The sequence below is a fragment of the Acidovorax sp. 107 genome (assembly GCF_003058055.1).
Lineage (GTDB): Bacteria > Pseudomonadota > Gammaproteobacteria > Burkholderiales > Burkholderiaceae_C > Acidovorax.
On the sequence record NZ_QBTZ01000001.1, the window covers coordinates 4,437,800 to 4,453,711 of the forward strand.

A 15,912-nucleotide genomic window follows, 5' to 3' on the forward strand; every position below is an offset into this window, starting at 1 on the left:
TCTCTGATTTGCTCTGTTTTTGATAGCTGCAAGCGCAAATAAATCATGCGCTTGCGGCTTTTTTTATGAGTTTTTTCGCAGAACGGGCTGCAGCAGCACCACCAGCGCCCCCGCGCCCCCGTCCATGGGCCGTGCCTGCACAAAGGCCAGCACCTCGTTCTTTTGCACCAGCCAGCGCTGCACACGGCCCTTGAGCACGGGGCTCTTGCCGGGCGAGCCCAAGCCCTTGCCATGCACCACGCGCACGCAGCGCAGGCCGATCTTGTGGGCGTGGCGGATGAAGTCGCCCAGCGCCTCGCGCGCCTCGTCCACGCGCAGGCCGTGCAGGTCCAGCTGGCGCTGAATGCTCCAATGGCCCGCGCGCAGCCGGCGTGTCACCTCCACGCCAATGCCGGGGCGGCGAAAGCTGAGCTGGTCGTCGGTGTCCAGCAGGGTGCTCACGTCGAAGTCATCGCTGATCGATTCCATCAGCACCCGCTCCTCGTCCAGCCAGTGCTGCACCGGCAGCGGTGGAGGCAGATGCTTGCGCAGCCGCGCCACGTTGGGATTGCGCAGCGGCGTGACGGGGCCCACGCTGCGGCTGAAGAGGTGGCGCTCGGCCTCGGCCCGGGCAGCCGCTTCGCGGCGGGCTTTTTCTTCAGCCTCGCGGCGCTCCTGCTCCTCGCGCAGGCGGCGGGCCACGGTGGCCAGGTCCTGCAGCTGGGTGATGCGTTCGCCCGCGCGCCGTGGGGCCGGCGGGGCGCGGCGGCGGGGTGGTGCGGTGCTGTCTGCGGCTGCGGGCGCGGCAGGGGCATGGCGCAGCGGGCGCATGGCCGCCTTGGCCGCTGCTTTTTTGTCGGCCAGGCCTGCGCGCCGGATGGACCGGGGCGCGGTAGGCGCAGGGGCGGGGGCGCTGGCTTCCTCGGGTGCCCCGTTGCCACGTGCAGCCCGTGCCAGCGCGGTGTGTAGTGCCGTCGGTGGGCGGGCCGGTGCGGGTGCAGGTCCTGTCACACCTGGCCCTTCTCAGCCATCGACAGGGCCTGCCCCGGCGCGACGATCACATGGTCGAGCACGCGCACATCCACCAGGGCCAGCGTGGTCTTCAGGGTCTGGGTCAGCGCTTCGTCGGCGCGGCTGGGTTGTACGCTGCCGCTGGGGTGGTTGTGGGCCAGCACCACGGCTGCGGCCTGGTGGTGCAGGGCGCGCAGCACCACCTCGCGCGGGTACACGCTGGTCTGCGTGAGCGTGCCGCGAAACAGCTCCTCCAGCGCCAGCAGGCGATTCTGCGCATCCAGAAACAGCACGGCAAACACCTCGTGCCCTTTGGCGGCCAGGTGCAGCTGCAAGTAGTGCTTGACGGTGTCGGGCGAGTCGAACACCTCGCGCTCGCGCAGCTGCTGGGCCAGGGCGCGGCGGGCCAGCTCCAGCACCGCCACCAGCTCGGCGCGTTTGGCGGGGCCCAGGCCCTTGATGCGTTCCAGGTCGGCCGCGCTGGTGTGCAGCAGCCCGGCAATGCCGCCGAAGCCACCGGTGATGGCGCCCGTGTTGGGGTCGATGCCGGGCGGGTCCAGCAGCTCCTGCGCCATCTGCAGCACACCCTTGCCCACGATGCCGGTGCGCAGCAGGATGGCCAGCAGCTCGGCATCGGCCAGCGCAGCGGGGCCGCGCGCCAGCAGTTTTTCGCGGGGCTGGGCGTCGGCGGGCAGGTCTTTGAGGGGCATGGCGCGAGAGGAGGGCGGAGGGAGCGGAGACACGGGGCGGGAGCCGCGGGTAGGGGTTTCCCCGGTTTTCTACAATCGTGGCAGTTTATCGGGACTCTCATGACCTCTATTTCCACCCCCCTTCCCACCGTTCAGCCGGGCTCCTTCCTCACGCTGCACTACCGCCTGGCTGGCCCGGCGGGGGATGTGATCAACACTTTTACTGACAAACCCGCCACCCTGTCGCTGGGCACGGGCGAGTTGTCGCCCGCCATGGAGCAGCGCCTGTTGGGCCTGGCCGAAGGCACGCGCACCACGTTCGAGCTGCCTGCGGGCGAGGCTTTTGGCGAGCGCAATGCCGACATGCAGCAGTGGGTGGCGCGCAAGTTGATGAACGAGCTGGGCGACCCCGACGAAAAGTACAACGTGGGCGATGTGGTGCAGTTCCCCACGCCCGACGGCCAGGGCAGCTACGCCGGGGCCGTGATGCAGGTGCGTGAAGATGGCGCGGTGCTGTTCGACTTCAACCACCCGCTGGCGGGCCAGCCCGTGACCTTTGAAGTGCAGCTGATCGGGATCCTGTGATGCAGGCGCCGCAAGAAATCCTGCTGGCCGAGCCGCGCGGCTTTTGCGCCGGTGTGGACCGCGCCATCGAGATCGTGGAGCGCGCTATCCAGAAATTTGGCGCCCCCATCTATGTGCGCCACGAGATCGTGCACAACACCTATGTGGTGAACGACCTCAAGGCCAAGGGCGCGATCTTCATCGAAGAGCTGTCGGACGTGCCACCCGGCGCCACGCTGGTCTTCAGTGCCCACGGCGTGAGCAAGGCGGTGCAGCAAGAGGCCGTGGCGCGTGGCTTCAGCATTTTTGACGCTACCTGCCCGCTGGTGACCAAGGTGCACGTCGAAGTGGCCAAGCTCGCCAAAGAAGGCTACGAATTCATCATGATCGGCCACAAGGGTCATCCCGAGGTCGAGGGCACCATGGGCCAGCTCGACCACGGCATCCACCTGGTGGAAGACGTGGAAGATGTGGCCCGCGTGCAGCCTGCGCAGACCGAGAAACTGGCCGTGGTCACGCAGACCACGCTGAGCGTGGACGACGCCGCCGAAATCTCGGCCGCCGTGCGCGCGCGCTTTCCCAGCGTGCGCGAGCCCAAGCAGCAGGACATCTGCTACGCCACGCAGAACCGGCAGGACGCCGTCAAGGTGCTGAGCCCGCAGGTGGACGTGGTGATCGTGGTGGGCAGCCCCACCAGCTCCAACAGCAATCGCCTGCGCGAGCTGGCCGCCAAGCTGGGCACTACGGCCTACATGGTGGACAGCGCCGACGAACTGCAGGGCGAGTGGTTCAAAGGCCGCGCGCGCGTGGGGCTCACAGCCGGTGCTTCGGCACCTGAAATCCTGGTGCAGCAGGTCATCGATCGCATCAAGGCGCTGGGCGCGGTGTCGGTGCGCACCATGGCGGGCATCGAAGAAACCGTGAAATTCCCGCTGCCCAAGGGGCTCAAGATCGACGCGGCCACAGGCCTGGAAATCTCGCAGCGAAGGCCGGAGACAGGGCCTGTCGGAGGTTGACCCGCACGGCATCTGGATTGCTCCTGAATTGATAGCTGAAAGCGCATAAAAAGATTGCACTAGCGGCACATTTGGCTTCTTTTTAAGAGCCAGACGGCATGGGCAGGCCACTACAGCGACACCGCAGGCCCGCTCCACAGATCCAGTGGCGGGTCGGCCGCCACCGCCCGCAGGATGTCGGTGCGCGAGATAAAGCCCGACAGCACCCCGGCCTCATCGGTCACCGGCAGGCCGGGCAGACCGGTGTCCAGCAGCACGGCGGCCACGCGGCGCAGTTCGGTGTCGGCCGCCACGGTGGGCACGGGGCTCACCATCACCTCGGACACCGGGCGGCGCGCCAGGGCGATGGCCTCCTTGACTGCGCCGGGCTCGGGCAGCAAGTCCAGCGGCGCCATGTCGGCCCGGAGCAGCAACCCGATCACGCGTCCCAGGGCATCCACCACAGGGGCCTGGGCCACCTTGTGCTCGGCCAGGGTCTGCCAGGCATCGTTCACGCGCGCGTCTGGCGCCACGCCCAGGCCGCCGGTGGTCATCACGTCGCTCACCTTCGTCAGCGGCTGGCGGGTGGTAGCCTGGGGGCCTTGTTCGGTTTGCGCGTAGGCGGTCACGGCGTCTTGCAGGCGCAGGTTGACGACGGAGGGCGATGCGGCAGCGTTGGTGTGGGCCACCGTGGGGCGGGGCGGGGCCGTGAAGACGGGCACCGTCTGGCCGTCTTGCACGTCCATGGGCCGCGTGCGCAGGGCCTGCGGGCGCTGCACACTGCGCACTGCAGAAATGCGCGCCAGGTTTTCAGGGCCGCCACGGTACATCTGGCCCGACGGGCCGAATACAAAGAACATGCTTTTTCTCCTGCGCGCAGGCCCGCCAGCGCATGTGCGCGGGGTGCTGCCCTGCCCATGTTATCGGCAGGAGGGCGGCGCACATGCAGTCCGCGTTGTGTCTGCATGTTGCGAGCAGCCCCTACACTGCCCCTTCTTTTGACATCACCTGCCCCACGGAGCCCCGCATGATCGACCGCGCCGCCATCGTCGCCGCCCGCCGCCAACTGGCCACCCAGCCCGACTTTCTGCGCACCACGCCACTGATGCGCCTGTCTGGCAAGTCCCTGGGCGTGGACTGCGCCGAGGTCTGGCTCAAGCTGGAGCATTTGCAGGTAGGCGGCAGCTTCAAGGCACGCGGCATGCTCTACCGGCTGCTGGCCAACCCCGTGCCCGGCAGCGGCGTGATCATCGCTTCAGGCGGCAACGCCGGCATTGCCGTGGCGGCGGCTGCCCAGGCGCTGGGCGTGCGCTGCGAGGTGTTTGTGCCCGAAGTCTCGCCCGAGGCCAAGCGCGCCCGCTTGCGGGCGCTGGGCGCTGAAGTGGTCGTCACCGGCGCCGCATATGCCGAAGCCTTTGAAGCGTGTGTGGCCCGCCAGAAGGCCACGGGTGCGCTGCAGGCCCATGCCTATGACCAACCCCAAGTGGTGGCCGGTGCAGGCACGCTGGCGCTGGAGATGGAAGAGCAGGGCGGTCGCTTGCCCGACACGGTACTGGTCAGCGTGGGCGGTGGCGGCCTCATCGGCGGTGTGGCTGCGTGGGTGGAGAGCCGGGCCCATGTGGTCGCGCTGGAGCCCGAACGCGCGCCCACCCTGCATGCGGCGCGCGCTGCAGGCCAGCCCGTGGATGTGGAAGTGGGTGGCGTGGCCGCCGACTCCCTGGGCGCCAAGCGCATCGGTGCCATTGGCTGGGAAGTCAGCCAGCGCCATGTGCACGATGCCCTGCTGTTGCCCGACGACGCAATCCGCGCCGCCCAGCTGTGGCTGTGGAAGGAGCTGAAGCTGGCCGTAGAGCCCGCCGCCGCGCTGGGCCTGGCCGCGCTGCAGACCGGCGCCTACAAACCCCAGCCGCAGGAAACGGTGGCCCTGATTCTCTGCGGCGCCAACTTTGACCCGGCAAGCCTGGCCTGAGCCGACACCGACCACCCCTTTAAAATCCACGCCATGCTAGACATTCTTCTCCTCCGCAAAGACCTCGACACCGCCATCGCGCGGCTGGAAACCCGCAAAAAGCCACAGGCCTTCCTGGATGTCTCCGCTTTCCAGTCCCTGGAGTCCGAGCGCAAGACGCTGCAGACCCGCACCGAAGAGCTGCAGGCCCAGCGCAACCAGCTGTCCAAGCAGGTCGGCATGCTGATGAGCCGGGGCGACAAGGACGGCGCCGAAGCCGTCAAGGCCCAGGTGGCCGCAGGCAAGGTGGAGCTGGAACAATCCGCCGCGCGCCTGGAACAGATCCAGTCCGAGCTGCTGGCCATGCTGGTGGCCGTACCCAACCTGCCGCACGAATCCGTGCCCGTGGGCAGCGATGAAACCGGCAATGTGGAAGTGCGCCGCTGGGGCGCCCCTCCCAGTTTCGCCTTCGAGGTGAAAGACCATGTGGACCTGGGCACCCCGCTGGGCCTTGACTTCGACATGGGCGCCAAGCTCTCGGGCTCGCGCTTCACGGTGATGAAGGGCCCGATCGCCCGCCTGCACCGTGCACTCGCCCAGTTCATGCTGGACGTGCAGACGCAAGAGCATGGCTACACCGAGTGCTACGTGCCCTACGCTGTGAACGCCGACTCCCTCAAGGGCACGGGCCAGCTGCCCAAGTTCGAGGGCGACCTCTTCGCTGCCAAGAAAGGCGGCCAGGACGGCGAGCCCGTGCCCGACAACACCGCGCTGTACCTCATTCCCACCAGCGAAGTGCCCTTGACCAACTTTGTGCGCGACGTGGTCACGCCAGAGGCCGACCTGCCCATCAAGCTCACGGCCCACACACCATGCTTCCGCTCAGAAGCTGGGAGCGGCGGGCGCGACATTCGCGGCTTGATCCGCCAGCACCAGTTCGACAAGGTCGAGATGGTGCAGATCGTGCACCCCGACAAGAGCTACGACGCGCTGGAAGAAATGACCCGCCACGCCGAGGCCGTGCTGCAGAAGCTGGGCCTGCCTTACCGCGTGATGAGCCTGTGCACTGGCGATATGGGCTTCGGCGCTGCCAAGACCTACGACCTGGAAGTGTGGCTGCCCGCGCAGAACACCTACCGCGAGATCAGCTCGGTGAGCAACTGCGAGGCCTTCCAGGCCCGTCGCCTGCAAGCCCGCTTCAAGAACGCGCAGGGCAAGAACGAGTTGCTGCACACCCTGAACGGCTCGGGCTTGGCCGTGGGCCGCACGCTGGTGGCAGTGCTGGAAAACTATCAGCAGGCCGACGGCAGCGTGACGGTGCCCGAGGTGCTGCGGCCTTACCTGGGCGGCACCGCCGTTCTGAAGCCCTGAAAATCTGGCTATAATCGCAGGCTTCGACACACAGGAGAGGTGGCAGAGTGGTCGAATGTACCTGACTCGAAATCAGGCGTAGTGGCAACACTACCGTGGGTTCGAATCCCACCCTCTCCGCCAGTATCAAGGCCCTGTAGCTATTTAATCAATAGCACAGGGCCTTTTTCTTTGGGGCCGCTGGGACACTTCAGGCGGCTGGGTGGCCCGCATTCGGATGCAGTGGGTGCAGAGGCTCGCAGATTCGCCGCTGTGTGGGTATCACCGTGCAGATGCGGGAGTGACAGGGTATTGATTGCGATGCATGGCCGCGTTTTCCTGCGGCGCCAGAATACGGGTTGCGCGACCCGCGCCTGATGTTACGAAAGAACCTCGCATGCTCCCAGAGACCTTGACAACCCCCCCCATCCGCCTGACCCAGTACAGCCACGGCGCGGGCTGCGGCTGCAAGATCAGCCCCAAGGTGCTGGACGTGATCCTGGCGGGCAGTGGGGCGCAGCACCTGGACCCTCGGCTCTGGGTGGGCAACACCTCGCGGGACGATGCGGCGGTGTATGCCCTGGATGCCGAGCGCGGCGTGGTGTCCACCACCGATTTCTTCATGCCGATCGTGGATGACCCGTACGACTTCGGGCGCATTGCCGCCACCAATGCGATCAGCGACATCTATGCCATGGGTGCCGATCCGCTGATGGCCATTGCCATTCTGGGGTGGCCGGTGAATGTGCTGCCGCCCGAGGTGGCGCGTGAGGTGGTGCGCGGTGGGCGTGCGGTGTGCGATGCGGCGGGCATTCCGCTGGCGGGCGGGCACTCCATCGACGCGCCCGAACCGATCTTCGGTCTGGCGGTGACGGGCATCGTCGAAAAGCGCCACCTCAAGCGCAACGACACGGCCACGGCGGGTTGCCGCCTGTATCTGACCAAGCCCCTTGGGATCGGCATCCTGACCACGGCCGAAAAAAAAGCCAAGCTGCGTCCCGAGGATGTGGGGGTGGCGCGCGACCTGATGTGCACGCTCAACCGGCCAGGGAGCCGGTTCGGCCGGCTGGCAGGCGTGAAAGCGATGACGGATGTGACCGGCTTCGGCCTGTTGGGGCACTTGGTGGAAATGGCCGAGGGCAGTGGCTTGAGCGCCGTGATTGACTACGCGGCAGTGCCGCGTCTGGAGGGGGTGGACTACTACATGGACCAGGGCTGTGTGCCCGGCGGCACGCTGCGCAACTTTGACAGCTACGGCGCGAAGATTGCGCCCCTGACGGACGTGCAAAAGCACCTGCTGTGCGACCCCCAGACCAGCGGGGGGCTGCTGGTGGCCGTGAGCCCGGAGGGCGAGGCCGAGTTTCTGCAGGTGGCCGCAGAACTGGGCCTGGCGCTGCAGCCTATTGGTGAGCTCACCCCGCGACAGGCCTTTGCCGTCGAGTTGCGCTGATGCCCACCAACCTGACGGACTACCGGCACATCTTTCTGAACGATGTGCCCATGATGGACGTGCGCGCGCCGGTGGAGTTTGGGCAGGGCGCGTTTCCGGGCGTGGCCAACCTCCCCCTGATGGACGATGGCGAGCGCCAGCAAGTGGGCACCTGCTACAAGCACAAGGGCCAGGAGGCCGCGATTGCGCTGGGGCACCAGCTGGTGTCGGGCACCATCAAGCTCCAGCGCATCGAGGCATGGGCGCAGTTTGCGCGGGCGCATCCGCAGGGCGTGCTGTACTGCTTTCGTGGCGGGTTGCGCTCGCAGATCGTGCAGCAATGGCTGCTGAACGAAGCGGGCATCGACTACCCCCGGGTGGTCGGGGGCTACAAGGCCATGCGCGGGTTCCTCATCGGCACCACGCAGGCTGCAGCGGCGCAGTGCGGGTTTGTGGTGCTCAGTGGCCTGACCGGCACCGGCAAGACCGAAGTGATTGCGCAACTGGCCAACGGCTTAGACCTGGAAGGCCATGCCAACCACCGTGGGTCCAGTTTTGGCCAGCGCGTCAGTGGCCAGCCCACGCAGATCGACTTTGAGAACCGGCTGGCCATCGACGTGCTCAAGAAGCGCGCAGGAGGCCACGAGACCTTCGTGCTGGAAGATGAAGGGCGCCACGTGGGCAGTTGCTCGGTGCCGCTGGAACTGCGCCAGCGGCTGGAGCAGGTGCCTATCGTCTGCCTCGAAGATCCTTTCGATGCTCGACTGGAGCGCATTTTGCGGGACTACGTGCGGCAGCAATGTGCGGATTTTGTGGCCGTCCACGGCGAGGCGACGGGAGCTGACCTGTTTGCCGCCCGGCTGCTCGACAGCCTGGGCAAGCTCGCCAAGCGCCTGGGGGGTGACCGCTACCAGGCGTTGCGCGCGTCGATGCAGGAAGCGCTGGCGCGGCAACGCAGTCATGGAGACCTGTCGCTGCACCGGGACTGGATCGCGGCACTGATGCGCGACTACTACGACCCGATGTATGCCTACCAGCGGCAAAGCCGGGCGGACCGCATAGTGTTCCAGGGCGATCGGCGCGCGGTGCTCGAATTTCTGCGTGTGCCATTCGCCTCGCCCTGTTAGCAGTTGGGGGCGGTCATCCGAGGGGCGAGCTCCGGCGCATCGTCGTTCAGGGCGCTGGTGCGCACGGTTCTCCCTGTCCAAACGACAACCTGCCGCCCCGAATCCATGGTGACAACCGTCAGGGTGCGGCGTCGATCTCGCGCACCAGCCGCATGCCGACCAGTGTGTAGCGGGTCTCCGGGCTGTTCCAGTTGCGGTAACCGCAGCGAGCGTACAGCGCCCAGGTGTGCCACGAGCCGCCCCGGCGCACGCGCACGCTGCCCTCTGCAGGACCGGTGGGGTCATTGCGTGGGGACTCGGCGTAGTAGGTGTCGCCATGCCAGTCGCCCGTCCACTCCCAGGCGTTGCCCAGCATGTCGTACAGCCCGAACGCATTGGGTGCAAAGCGGCCTATCGGCGCTGTGAAGGCGTATCCGTCGTTGCCTGCCAGCGCTTGCTGGTGCCAGCGTGGCCACTGCGGGGCCGCAGCCTGATCGAAGGTGTTGCCGGCAGACACCAGCTCTTGCGGGTTGTCGCCATGGGGGTACAGGCTGCGGCTGCCCGCACGGCAGGCGTATTCCCACTCCGCCTCGGTGGGTAGGCGGTAGCGGTGGCCCTCGGTGCGGCTGAGCCACTGGGCCATGGCCTGCGCGTCGTTCCAGGTCACGTTCACCACGGGGTGGTCCGGGCCCTGCGCAAAGCCGGGGTTGCGCCACGAGTAGCGCGGATCGCGCCCCTCAAACGCATCGCCGCGCCGTGTGGTGGCCGGGTCGTAGGCGGGGTTGTAGCCATAACCTCCAGTGCCGTCGGCCTCGGACTCTGGCCGGTAGCCGGACGCCTCCAGAAAGCGCTGGAACTGCCCCACGGTGACCTCATGCTGGCCGAGGTAAAAGTCGCGGGTGATGTGCACCTCATGCGCTGGCGATTCGTCCGCCAGATCGGTCAGGCGCTTGCGCTCCAACTGCGGGAAGGTCTTTTCCAGCGCCTCGACGGGCGGCACGCCCCCCATCCAGAAAGTGCCCGCAGGCACACGGACAAAGGCCATACCCAGGCTGTTGACCCAGGGCGACGTGGCCGTGCCTGCAGGGGTAGACGGCGTGTGCTGGCAGCCTACGATCAGCGCAGAAAGCGCCAGCAAGACCGCAGCGCTCGCCCAGCGGCGGCATGCTGGTGGGGCGGCTGGCCTCAAGGCTTGTCCTGCAACTCGCTCACGCATTCAAACACCAGGCGCGAGCCGTCGTTGCGCAGCAGTTTGGCGTGCAGGGCCATGCGCTGGCATTCGCGGCTGGCCGCCGCATACGCTTGAGAGGTGTCGGGCCCATAGACTGGCACGCTGAAGGTGCGGTCGCGACCCGAGGCCATGGGGCCCGAGGGGCCGTAGGGGTTGGTGGCATTGCAACCGGCCAGCAAGGCCAGCACTGACATCGAGGCACACAGCAGTCTCATGGGAGTCTCCCGAGCAGATCAGGGAACCCAGTTTACGCACATGTGCGCCCTGCTGGGCGGCCGGTGCCCCTCAGGAGGGGGCGTGGGTGGGTGCACGGGCGGCTGTATCGCACTCGATTTGTAGTCATTCAGGCCAGAGGCGCAATCTGTATATGCCTTGATTGCTATTGAAAAATGAGCGACCTCTTGTCCGGTGCCGCGACGGACCGGTCGCGCAGCTTATGCAGCTGCGGCGGCTTCGGCCAGCGCCTGCAGGGCGGCCGTCACTTCGGCGGCGTCCACGCCGTCCACCGGTGCCAGGCGCGGGGCCAGTGTCTGCAGCGCTGCGCTGTCCTTTTGCAACTGGGCAATGGCCTGGCCGGCCTCCTTGGGTGCGTCGAAGCCCGTGCTCTGCAGCAGCAGGCGGCCGTCGGCGGCCACGAGCTTGAAGTAGAACTTACCGTCGGCCTCGCGGTACTGCTTGAAAGCGGGCAGGGCGGTCTTGGCAGCCTTGGCCGGTTTGGCGGCCGTGCTGGCCTGCACCAAGCTGCGCAGGCCCACGGCGCTGCGCAGTTCGCGGATGAAGGGCGTGGCCAGCGCGCGGGCGCGCTCGGCCCCGGCCAGCAGGGTTTGCTCGATGCGGGCGGGGTTGTGGATGAGCTCCTCGTACTGTGCGCGCATGGGGGCGATCACTTGGTCCACGCGCTCCAGCAGCAGGTGCTTGGCGTCGCCCCAGGCGATGCCATCGGCATAGGCCTTGCGCAGGGCCTCGGTCTCTTCGGGCGTGGCGAAGGCCTGGTAGATCTGGAACAGGGCCGAGCCTTCAACCTCTTTGGCCTCGCCGGGCGCACGCGAGTCGGTCAGGATGCCGCCGATGAGCTTTTGCAGCTGGGCGCGCGAGCTGAACAACGGGATGGTGTTGTCGTAGCTCTTGCTCATCTTGCGGCCGTCCAGCCCTGGCAGTGTGGCCACATGGTCGTCGATGGCCGCTTCGGGCAGCACGAAGTGCTCGCCGTACAGGTGGTTGAAGCTGGCTGCCATGTCGCGGGCCATCTCGATGTGCTGGATCTGGTCGCGGCCCACCGGCACCTTGTGGGCCTTGAACATCAAAATGTCCGCGCCCATCAGCACCGGGTACATGAACAGGCCTGCGGTCACGCCGTCGTCCTGCTCGCGCCCGGCGGCGGTGTTCTTGTCCACGCTGGCCTTGTAGGCGTGCGCGCGGTTCAGCAAACCTTTGCCGGTCACGCAGGTCAGCAGCCAGGTCAGTTCGGGAATCTCGGGGATGTCGGACTGGCGGTAGAAGGTGACCTTTTCGGGGTTGAGCCCTGCGGCCAGCCAGCTGGCCGCGATCTCCAGCGTGGAGCGCTGGATGCGCACCGGGTCTTCGCACTTGATGAGTGCGTGGTAGTCGGCCAGAAAGTAAAAGCTCTGCACGCCGGGCGTGAGGCTGGCCGCCACCGAGGGGCGGATGGAGCCGACGAAGTTGCCCAGGTGGGGGGTGCCAGTGGTGGTGATGCCGGTGAGAAAACGGGTGGTGCTCATGGGAAACAAGAACTCAGCAAATCAAATGAACAGGAAGTGGCAGGTTTCTGCTGCGCTCAGCGCAGCAAGGCCGTCAGCGGGGTGAGCAACAGGTTGATGGCGGTGTAGCCCACGGCCATCAGGGGGCGCAGCCACAGCGTGCCCACTACCCCGGCAATCACCAGGCCCATCACGATGAAAAAGCCCCAGGGCTCGATGCGCGACACCATGTGCGCCTGCCGCCAGGGCAATAGGCCTACCAGGATGCGCCCGCCATCGAGCGGCGGCAGCGGAAACAGGTTGAACGCCCACATCACCAGGTTGACCATGACCCCGGCGCGCGCCATTTCCAGAAAGAAGCGTTCCTCGATCCCCGTGCCCACCAGCACCACCAGTAGTACGGCCCAGGCGATGGCCTGGATGAAGTTGGACGCGGGCCCGGCCAGGGCCACCCACACCATGTGCTTCTTGGGATTGCGCAGATTGCTGAAGTTGACCGGCACCGGCTTGGCATAGCCGAACAAAAAGGCGCCCGAGGTCGCAAAGTACAGCAGCAGCGGCATCAGGATGGTGCCGACCGGGTCGATGTGCTTGAAGGGGTTGAGCGTGATGCGCCCCATCATGTACGCGGTGTTGTCGCCAAAGTGGCGTGCCGCGTAGCCATGGGCCGCCTCGTGCACGGTGATGGCAAACAGCACCGGCAGGGCGTAGATCAGAACGGTTTGGATGAGATTGGAGGTGTCCACGCCGGGATTGTCTCAGACGCTCCGCTGTCCCCGGCGTTGCAAGGGTGACGCTGCGCGTGTGCGCATGCGATGGTGCCGGGCGCTGTTGTGGGTTGTACGTATGCCGATAGGGCTTTCTCAGGGGGTGTTCGTTGCTAGCATCTGCCTCTTGCCCGCGGACCGCGACACACGGCGCGTGGTCCTGTGCGGCGGCCCCTCCCACAACGACGTACAACAGGCCTGGAGACACTGAAGCCATGTGGAACAACTTGAAGATCGGAACGCGCCTGTTGCTGGCGTTTGGCGGCCTCGCACTGGTCGTGCTGCTGTTGATGGTGATGGCGCTGTCTGGCATCGGTGGTGCCGAGCAGGCGCTGCAGGGCGCCACGCCACCGGCCCAGGCGGCCCTGGCGCAGCTGCAAAGTGCGCGCACCTGGGTCATTGGTTGCAGTGTGGTGGTGTTTGCGCTGGCCCTGGTGGCCATGCTCAGCCTGCGCGCCAGCATCGTGGCGCCGCTCAACCAGGCCATCCTGATTGCCGAAACCGTGGCCTCGGGCGACCTGAGCCAGGAGTTCAACTCCGACCTGGAAGGGGACTTTGGCCGCCTGCTGGGCGCGCTGGGCACCATGGAGGACACGCTGACCGACCTGGTGTCCCGCATCAAGCAAAGCACCGATTCGATCACCGCCTCGGCGGCGGACATAGGCCACGGCAATACCGACCTGTCGCGCCGCGCGGAAGACCAGGTGTCATCCCTGACCGAGACGGCGGCCAGCATGGAGCAGCTCACGGCCACCGTGCGCCAGAACGCCGAGCGTGCCCATTCGGCCAGCGGCCTGGCCGTGCAGGCGTCGGCGATTGCCGAGCAGGGCGGCTCGGTGGTGGGCGAAGTGGTGCAGACCATGCAGGCCATCAGCGGCAGCTCGCGCAAGATCGTGGACATCATCCAGGTCATCGAGGGCATCGCCTTCCAGACCAACATCCTGGCACTCAACGCCGCCGTGGAGGCCGCGCGTGCCGGCGAACAAGGCCGTGGCTTTGCGGTGGTGGCCAGCGAGGTGCGCAATCTGGCCCAGCGCAGCGCAGTGGCGGCCCGCGAGATCAAGGCGCTGATCAGCGCGTCGGTCGAACAGGTCGAAAGCGGCGCCGGTCAGGTGGGCAAGGCAGGCAAGACCATGGAAGAGATCGTCGGCGCCGTGGGCCAAGTCAGCGCGCTGCTGGGTGAAATCTCCACCGCCCTGCGCGAGCAGAGCGAGGCCATCAGCCATGTCAACGTGGCGGTGTCACACATGGATGGCGGCACGCAGGAGACGGCCTCGCTGGTGCAACATGCGGTAACCACGGCGTCAGCGCTGTCGGCGCAGGCACGCGATCTGGAGCAGGCGGTCGGAGCGTTCAAGCTGTAGCTCCCTGGGCCGCTGCGCGGCTTCGCTTTCAGGGGGCACCACGGACGGTCTGGCAGAGCCAGCTCCATGGTGGCGCGGGCCCTTGGCAGCGACTGCGTTGAGCGCTGCGCCGCTTTTCAGCGGGCTTTTACAACCCCAATGCTTGCACGCTGCCCCGGCCTTCGCGCACCACCACCGGGTCGCCGCCAGTGCCCATGGGGGTGAGGTCCACCACCGTGGTGGGCTCCAGCGGACAGGCCCCGGCATCCACGATGGCGTCCACCAGCTTTTCATAGCGCTCGCGGATTTCCTGCGGGTCGTTCAGGGGCTCGGTCTCGCCCGCAGGGATCAGCGTGGTGGCCAGCAGCGGGGCGCCGTGCAGCTCCAGCAGTAGCTGCAGGCCCTTGCGGTCGGGCACCCGCAGGCCAATGGTCTTGCGCGAAGGGTGGCTCACGCGGCGGGGCACTTCCTTGGTGGCTTCGAGGATGAAGGTGTACGGCCCCGGGGTGCCCAGCTTGAGCAGGCGGTACTGGCGGTTGTCCACCCGCGCATAGTTGGCCAGCTCCGACAGGTCGCGGCACAGCAGCGTGAGGTGATGCTTTTCGTCCACCTGGCGGATGCGGCGCAGGCGGTCCACCGCGTCCTTGTCGTCCAGGTGGCAGACCAGCGCGTAGCTGGAGTCCGTAGGGACGGCCACGATGCCGCCCTTTTGTAGCAACAGCGCGGCCTGCTTGAGCAGCCGGGGTTGCGGGTTGTCTGGATGGGCTTCGAAATACTGGGCCATAGGGGCTGGTTCTCAATGATGCAGGGAGCAGCGCACCTGGGCACCACCCTTCACGGGGCGGTTGCTGGACGCCGGTGCGCCCGATGCGGCGCGTGCCGTCATCGCAAAATCCGGTCGGACAGCAGCTCCCACACGGGGGTCAATGCGCCGGGCAGCAACGGCAGCGTACCCAGGTCGGTGTGCGATTCGTCGGGGCTGTGGAAGTCGCTGCCACGCGATGCGGCCAGGCCAAACTCCTGCGCCATGTCTGCATAGGTCACGTATTCGGCCGCACTGTGGCTGCCCGTGACGACCTCGACCGCGCGCCCGCCATGCTGCTTGAATTCGGAGAACAGCGCGAATTCTTCATTGGCGCTGAACTTGTAGCGGGCCGGGTGGGCGATCACCGCCATGCCCCCGGCCTGCGTGATCCAGCGCACGGCGTCGCCCAGGCTGGCCCAGCGGTGGGGCACATAGCCGGGTTTGCCTTCGGTCAGGAACTTGCGAAACACCTCGGAAGTGTCTTTGCATACGCCGGTTTCGACCAGAAAACGCGCGAAATGTGTGCGCGAGATGAGTGCCGGGTTGCCCACAAACTGCAGCGCCCCTTCGTAGGCGCCCTTGATGCCCACCTGGGCCAGCTGGGCTGCCATCTCTTGCGCCCGTTCGCCGCGCCCGCCGCGTGTGGCGGCCAGGCCTTGGGCCAGCTGGGTGTCGTCAGGGTCAAAGCCCAGGCCCACGATGTGGACGGTGGTGTCGGCAAAGGTGACCGAAATCTCCGTGCCCGTCAGATAGGCCATGCCTTGGGCGCGGGCGGCAGCTGCCGCACGGTGCTGGCCACCGATCTCGTCATGGTCCGTCAGCGCCCACAGCTCGACCCCGTTGGCTTTGGCCCGCGCGGCCAGGTTTTCGGGCGTGAGGGTTCCGTCGGAAACGACGGAATGGCAGTGCAGGTCGGCGTTGAGGATGGAGGTCACCGATTCATTTTAGGGCTTGTACTGATAACGCGCCCCACGGAA

16 protein-coding genes and 1 tRNA gene are annotated in these 15,912 nt (G+C 66.8%); 8 read left to right on the top strand and 9 right to left on the bottom strand.

Going from position 1 to position 15,912, the window contains the following annotated elements; all coding sequences use genetic code 11:
- Positions 1-63: 63 nt before the first annotated feature.
- A complete protein-coding gene (locus C8C99_RS20710; RefSeq protein WP_369818052.1) occupies positions 64-810 on the bottom strand; it encodes a Smr/MutS family protein in 747 nt (248 codons plus the stop codon).
- A gap of 176 nt (positions 811-986) precedes the next feature.
- Positions 987-1,700 carry a DNA repair protein RadC gene (gene radC / locus C8C99_RS20715; RefSeq protein WP_108626755.1) on the bottom strand — a complete coding sequence of 238 codons (714 nt, stop codon included), beginning with the start codon at positions 1,698-1,700 and terminating at the stop codon, positions 987-989.
- Between the two features lie 99 nt (positions 1,701-1,799).
- Between radC and C8C99_RS20720 the strand changes: the two genes are divergently transcribed.
- Together C8C99_RS20720 and ispH are read left to right on the top strand one after the other, a co-directional pair.
- Positions 1,800-2,264 (top strand): peptidylprolyl isomerase, encoded by a 465-nt coding sequence (locus tag C8C99_RS20720; RefSeq protein ID WP_108626756.1) that lies wholly within the window; start codon positions 1,800-1,802, stop codon positions 2,262-2,264.
- Positions 2,264-3,259, top strand: a complete 996-nt coding sequence (gene ispH / locus C8C99_RS20725) for a 4-hydroxy-3-methylbut-2-enyl diphosphate reductase (RefSeq protein ID WP_108626757.1) — start codon at positions 2,264-2,266, stop codon at positions 3,257-3,259. The genes C8C99_RS20720 and ispH overlap by 1 nt, the downstream gene beginning before the upstream one ends.
- Before the next feature lie 110 nt (positions 3,260-3,369).
- Here ispH and C8C99_RS20730 read toward each other — a convergent pair whose 3' ends face one another.
- A complete protein-coding gene (locus tag C8C99_RS20730; protein ID WP_108626758.1) occupies positions 3,370-4,098 on the bottom strand; it encodes an HPP family protein in 729 nt (242 codons plus the stop codon).
- 167 nt (positions 4,099-4,265) lie between these two features.
- Between C8C99_RS20730 and C8C99_RS20735 the strand changes: the two genes are divergently transcribed.
- From C8C99_RS20735 to mnmH, 5 genes are all read left to right on the top strand, one after another.
- Positions 4,266-5,207, top strand: a complete 942-nt coding sequence (locus tag C8C99_RS20735; RefSeq protein ID WP_108626759.1) for a threonine/serine dehydratase — start codon at positions 4,266-4,268, stop codon at positions 5,205-5,207.
- A 33-nt stretch (positions 5,208-5,240) separates the two neighbouring features.
- Positions 5,241-6,557 carry a serine--tRNA ligase gene (gene serS, locus C8C99_RS20740; protein ID WP_108626760.1) on the top strand — a complete coding sequence of 439 codons (1,317 nt, stop codon included), beginning with the start codon at positions 5,241-5,243 and terminating at the stop codon, positions 6,555-6,557.
- Positions 6,558-6,590: 33 nt separating this feature from the next.
- Positions 6,591-6,680: transfer RNA gene (locus tag C8C99_RS20745), tRNA-Ser, on the top strand.
- 253 nt (positions 6,681-6,933) lie between these two features.
- Positions 6,934-7,986: a selenide, water dikinase SelD gene (gene selD, locus C8C99_RS20750; protein WP_108626761.1), complete on the top strand. Its 1,053-nt coding sequence runs from the start codon at positions 6,934-6,936 to the stop codon at positions 7,984-7,986.
- Positions 7,986-9,092: a tRNA 2-selenouridine(34) synthase MnmH gene (gene mnmH, locus C8C99_RS20755; RefSeq protein WP_108626762.1), complete on the top strand. Its 1,107-nt coding sequence runs from the start codon at positions 7,986-7,988 to the stop codon at positions 9,090-9,092. Before selD ends, mnmH begins: the two co-directional genes overlap by 1 nt.
- A gap of 118 nt (positions 9,093-9,210) precedes the next feature.
- Here mnmH and C8C99_RS20760 read toward each other — a convergent pair whose 3' ends face one another.
- From C8C99_RS20760 to C8C99_RS20775, 4 genes are all read right to left on the bottom strand, one after another.
- On the bottom strand, positions 9,211-10,209 hold the full coding sequence (locus tag C8C99_RS20760) for a formylglycine-generating enzyme family protein (protein WP_108626763.1): 999 nt from the start codon (positions 10,207-10,209) through the stop codon (positions 9,211-9,213).
- Between the two features lie 47 nt (positions 10,210-10,256).
- Positions 10,257-10,517 carry a hypothetical protein gene (locus C8C99_RS20765; RefSeq protein WP_056641706.1) on the bottom strand — a complete coding sequence of 87 codons (261 nt, stop codon included), beginning with the start codon at positions 10,515-10,517 and terminating at the stop codon, positions 10,257-10,259.
- A gap of 219 nt (positions 10,518-10,736) precedes the next feature.
- Entirely contained in the window at positions 10,737-12,041 is a 1,305-nt protein-coding gene (locus tag C8C99_RS20770) for a tryptophan--tRNA ligase (protein WP_108626764.1), read from the bottom strand.
- A 56-nt stretch (positions 12,042-12,097) separates the two neighbouring features.
- The gene (locus C8C99_RS20775) at positions 12,098-12,766 is read right to left on the bottom strand and encodes a site-2 protease family protein (protein WP_108626765.1); all 669 of its coding nucleotides are present in this window, start codon (positions 12,764-12,766) and stop codon (positions 12,098-12,100) included.
- 236 nt (positions 12,767-13,002) lie between these two features.
- On the opposite strand from C8C99_RS20775, the gene C8C99_RS20780 reads away from it, so the two are divergent.
- Entirely contained in the window at positions 13,003-14,151 is a 1,149-nt protein-coding gene (locus tag C8C99_RS20780) for a methyl-accepting chemotaxis protein (RefSeq protein WP_108626766.1), read from the top strand.
- 127 nt (positions 14,152-14,278) lie between these two features.
- On the opposite strand, the gene C8C99_RS20785 is transcribed toward C8C99_RS20780, so the two are convergent.
- Together C8C99_RS20785 and C8C99_RS20790 are read right to left on the bottom strand one after the other, a co-directional pair.
- Complete coding sequence (locus C8C99_RS20785; protein WP_056641719.1) at positions 14,279-14,914, bottom strand: L-threonylcarbamoyladenylate synthase; 636 nt, start codon at positions 14,912-14,914, stop codon at positions 14,279-14,281.
- Positions 14,915-15,012: 98 nt separating this feature from the next.
- Entirely contained in the window at positions 15,013-15,870 is an 858-nt protein-coding gene (locus C8C99_RS20790) for a 3',5'-nucleoside bisphosphate phosphatase (RefSeq protein ID WP_056641722.1), read from the bottom strand.
- Positions 15,871-15,912: the final 42 nt, after the last annotated feature.

Bases quoted from the DNA above. Each gene is read 5' to 3' on its own strand.
- C8C99_RS20710 (WP_369818052.1), bottom strand. From the start codon at position 810: ATGCGCCCGCTGCGCCATGCCCCTGCCGCGCCCGCAGCCGCAGACAGC.
- radC (WP_108626755.1), bottom strand. From the start codon at position 1,700: ATGCCCCTCAAAGACCTGCCCGCCGACGCCCAGCCCCGCGAAAAACTG.
- C8C99_RS20720 (WP_108626756.1), top strand. From the start codon at position 1,800: ATGACCTCTATTTCCACCCCCCTTCCCACCGTTCAGCCGGGCTCCTTC.
- ispH (WP_108626757.1), top strand. From the start codon at position 2,264: ATGCAGGCGCCGCAAGAAATCCTGCTGGCCGAGCCGCGCGGCTTTTGC.
- C8C99_RS20730 (WP_108626758.1), bottom strand. From the start codon at position 4,098: ATGTTCTTTGTATTCGGCCCGTCGGGCCAGATGTACCGTGGCGGCCCT.
- C8C99_RS20735 (WP_108626759.1), top strand. From the start codon at position 4,266: ATGATCGACCGCGCCGCCATCGTCGCCGCCCGCCGCCAACTGGCCACC.
- serS (WP_108626760.1), top strand. From the start codon at position 5,241: ATGCTAGACATTCTTCTCCTCCGCAAAGACCTCGACACCGCCATCGCG.
- selD (WP_108626761.1), top strand. From the start codon at position 6,934: ATGCTCCCAGAGACCTTGACAACCCCCCCCATCCGCCTGACCCAGTAC.
- mnmH (WP_108626762.1), top strand. From the start codon at position 7,986: ATGCCCACCAACCTGACGGACTACCGGCACATCTTTCTGAACGATGTG.
- C8C99_RS20765 (WP_056641706.1), bottom strand. From the start codon at position 10,517: ATGAGACTGCTGTGTGCCTCGATGTCAGTGCTGGCCTTGCTGGCCGGT.
- C8C99_RS20770 (WP_108626764.1), bottom strand. From the start codon at position 12,041: ATGAGCACCACCCGTTTTCTCACCGGCATCACCACCACTGGCACCCCC.
- C8C99_RS20780 (WP_108626766.1), top strand. From the start codon at position 13,003: ATGTGGAACAACTTGAAGATCGGAACGCGCCTGTTGCTGGCGTTTGGC.
- C8C99_RS20785 (WP_056641719.1), bottom strand. From the start codon at position 14,914: ATGGCCCAGTATTTCGAAGCCCATCCAGACAACCCGCAACCCCGGCTG.